This is a genomic window from Mycobacterium sp., assembly GCF_049280035.1.
In the GTDB taxonomy this organism is placed as follows: Bacteria; Actinomycetota; Actinomycetes; order Mycobacteriales; family Mycobacteriaceae; genus Mycobacterium.
Genome location: NZ_JBAPPI010000325.1, coordinates 1 through 3138, shown reverse-complemented (window position 1 = coordinate 3138; position 3138 = coordinate 1). Strand labels below are relative to the sequence as shown.

General features: G+C 66.1%; 5 protein-coding genes. 3 read left to right on the top strand and 2 right to left on the bottom strand.

The annotated features are described in order from the left end of the window. Positions 1 to 4: 4 nt before the first annotated feature. Positions 5 to 1027, bottom strand: coding sequence for an ArsA family ATPase (locus WAN71_RS10950; RefSeq protein WP_422225346.1), 1023 nt, complete (start codon positions 1025 to 1027; stop codon positions 5 to 7). 47 nt (positions 1028 to 1074) lie between these two features. Here WAN71_RS10950 and WAN71_RS10945 point away from each other — a divergent pair, with 47 nt between their 5' ends. From WAN71_RS10945 to WAN71_RS10935, 3 genes are read left to right on the top strand one after another with little or no spacing between them, the layout of a single operon-like run. Continuing rightward, the gene (locus WAN71_RS10945; protein WP_422225345.1) at positions 1075 to 1236 is read left to right on the top strand and encodes a hypothetical protein; all 162 of its coding nucleotides are present in this window, start codon (positions 1075 to 1077) and stop codon (positions 1234 to 1236) included. After that, positions 1233 to 1688, top strand: a complete 456-nt coding sequence (locus WAN71_RS10940) for a RidA family protein (protein ID WP_422225344.1) — start codon at positions 1233 to 1235, stop codon at positions 1686 to 1688. The genes WAN71_RS10945 and WAN71_RS10940 overlap by 4 nt, the downstream gene beginning before the upstream one ends. A 5-nt stretch (positions 1689 to 1693) precedes the next feature. Beyond that, entirely contained in the window at positions 1694 to 2485 is a 792-nt protein-coding gene (locus WAN71_RS10935; protein ID WP_422225343.1) for an MBL fold metallo-hydrolase, read from the top strand. Positions 2486 to 2492: 7 nt separating this feature from the next. Here WAN71_RS10935 and crp read toward each other — a convergent pair. Then, positions 2493 to 3138, bottom strand: a 646-nt coding sequence (crp, locus tag WAN71_RS10930; protein ID WP_422225342.1) for a cAMP-activated global transcriptional regulator CRP, incomplete at its 5' end; no start/stop codon positions are given.

The window sequence follows — 3138 nt, the reverse complement described above, 5'->3', positions numbered from 1 at the left end:
GTACTCATCGAACCCCCTGCTGCGCAAGGGATTCAGAAAGCTCATAGAGGCTGCCGAGGTCGACACCGTCGGCAATGGTCGGTAGCTCCAGGCGTGGCACCTTCAGCTCGTCGAGCTGCTCTGCGTTTGCGGCTCGCGCGGTGATCCTGGTGGCGTGCTGGATGGTCTCGGTCAGTAACCCCGCGAAATCTGCATCGGACAGCTTGATCCCGGCGGCAGCCAGGCCCGAACGCACCGCGTCGGCATCGACATCGCCCTCGGCGGCTTTGGCGAGATCATCGGGTTGCAGGTAGGCCGCGATATTGCGGTTGACGATCACGCTGCCGATGGGTAGTCCCAGCCCCTGCAGCTCGTCGATCGCCTCCATCGTCTCCTGCATCGGCAGCGCCTCCAGCAGGGTCACCAGGTGGATGGCTGTTTGATCCGAGTGCAGGATCTTCACCACACCTTCAGCCTGCGAGTACACCGGGCCGCCCTTGGCGAGATCAGACACCGCCCTGGTGACATCCAGAAAGCGTACGATGCGGCCGGTCGGCGGGGCGTCGACGACGATTGCGTCGTAAACCGGCAGCTTGCCCTTGTCGACGCGGATCACCGATTCCTTGATCTTGCCGGTGAGCAGCACGTCGCGCAGACCCGGCGCGATCGTCGTTGCAAACTCGATGGCCCCGATCCGCCGCATCGCCCGCCCTGCGATGCCGAGGTTGTAGAACATGTCGAGGTATTCCAGGAACGCGGCCTCGATATCGATCGCCAGCGCGTTGACCTGACCACCGTGCTCGGCCGTTGCGATCTTGAGCTCTTTATAAGGCAGCGGTGGCACATCGAAGAGTTGCGCAATCCCTTGGCGCCCTTCGACTTCGACGAGCAACACCTTGCGTCCTCCGGACGCGAGAGTCAGCGCAAGCGCGGCGGCTACCGTCGACTTGCCGGTACCGCCTTTGCCGGTCACGAAATGCAGACGGGCCTTCGATAATCGCGATGGCCAGCGCACGGGGCTGCCGCCGCTCGGTGTGGTCGCCACCAGTGCATGCTATCCAGAGGCGCCGATGGCCCTACCGATAAGCTCGGGATATGCCCGAATCCACCGTGTGGGAGTACGCCACGGTCCCGCTGTTGACACACGCCACCAAGCAGATCCTCGACCAGTGGGGTGCCGACGGCTGGGAGCTGGTGGCCGTGCTGCCCGGGCCGACCGGCGAGCAACACGTGGCATATCTGAAACGTCCGAAGTGAGCGCGTCCGCCCGTCTCGGTGAGCTGGGCATCGAACTCCCGGAGGTAGCCAAGCCGTTGGCGTCCTACGTTCCCGCGGTGCGTAGCGGCAACCTGGTGTACACGGCGGGCCAGTTGCCGATGCAGGCCGGCAAACTGGCCGCGACCGGCAAGCTCGGAGCTGACGTCACCCCGGCGGAGGGCAAGGCGCTGGCCCGGATCTGCGCGCTCAACGCGCTGGCTGCTGTCGATTCGCTGGTGGGCATCGACGCGGTAACCCAGGTGGTCAAGGTGGTCGGATTCGTCGCGTCCGCAGCCGGATTCAACGGCCAGCCGGGCGTGGTCAATGGCGCATCGGATCTGCTTGCGGAGGTGTTCGGTGATCGCGGCAGCCATGCCCGCTCCGCCGTCGGGGTATCCGAATTGCCGTTGGACGCGCCGGTGGAGGTCGAACTGGTGGTGGAGGTCGGATAACGACCGTGACCGACACCGCTGAGTCGCTGACGCATCCCGCTTGCGGTCGGCTGCGTCCGGTTACCGAAACCGCATCGGTGCTGCTGGCCGACAATCCGGGCCTGATGACACTGGACGGCACCAACACCTGGGTACTACGCGGACCGCGCAGCGACGAGATGGTGGTAGTCGATCCCGGCCCCGACGACGACGAGCACATCGCGAAAATCGCCGACCTGGGCCGCATCGCCCTGGTGCTGATCAGCCATCGGCACGGCGACCACACCGGTGCCATCGACAAGCTGGTCGAGCGCACCGGCGCGCCGGTGCGCTCGGCCGGCAGCGGATTCCTGCGCGGCCTCAGCGCTGAGCTGACCGACGGCGAAGTGATCGACGCCGCAGGCCTGCGGATCACGGTATTGGCGACACCCGGCCACACCGCTGATTCGCTGTCGTTCGTGCTGGACGACGCGGTGCTGACAGCCGACACGGTGTTGGGTCGCGGAACGACGGTCATCGACACCGAAGACGGCAGCCTGGCCGACTACCTGGAGTCGTTGCACCGGCTACGCGGGTTGGGCGAGCGAACAGTGCTACCCGGCCACGGCCCGGAGCTAGCGAATCTGGAAGCCGTGGCATCGGGATACCTGGCGCACCGGGAGCAGCGGCTGGAGCAGGTCCGCTCGGCATTGCGTGCTCTCGGCGACGATGCCACCGCACGGCAGGTTGTCGAGCACGTCTACCTCGACGTCGACGAGGAACTCTGGGGTGTCGCGGAATGGTCGGTGCAGGCGCAGCTGGATTATCTGCGTCGCTGAGCCGTAATTACCGCGCGCGCCTGGCGAGCCGCTCCGAGTCGGAGATCAGCACGCTTTTGCCCTCCAGGCGAATCCAGCCCCGGTGGGCGAAGTCGGCCAGCGCTTTGTTCACCGTCTCCCGGGACGCGCCGACCAGCTGGGCGATCTCCTCCTGCGTCAGGTCGTGGGTCACCCGCATAGCGCCGCCCTCCTGGGTGCCAAAACGCTGGGCCAGCTGCAGCAGCTGCTTGGCGACCCGGCCCGGCACGTCGGTGAAGATCAGGTCGGCGAGGTTGTTGTTGGTGCGGCGCAGCCGGCGGGCCAGCACGCGCAGTAGCTGCTCGGCGATCTCGGGACGATCGGCGATCCAGGCCCGCAGCGCGTCGCGATCCATCGACACCGCACGAACCTCGGTGATGGTCGTCGCGCTGGAGGTACGCGGTCCGGGGTCGAAGATCGACAATTCACCGAACATGTCGGACGGACCCATGATGGTCAGCAGATTTTCTCTGCCGTCCGGTGAGCGGCGGCCGATCTTGACCTTGCCGGAAATGATGATGTACAGCCGGTCACCCGGCTCGCCCTCCGCGAAAACTGTGTGTCCGCGCGGGAAGTCGACGGGTTGCAGTTGCTTGGTCAGCGCGGCGACGGCGCTCGGTTCCACGCCCTGGAAG

Bases quoted from the DNA above. Each gene is read 5' to 3' on its own strand.
- WAN71_RS10945 (WP_422225345.1), top strand. From the start codon at position 1,075: ATGCCCGAATCCACCGTGTGGGAGTACGCCACGGTCCCGCTGTTGACA.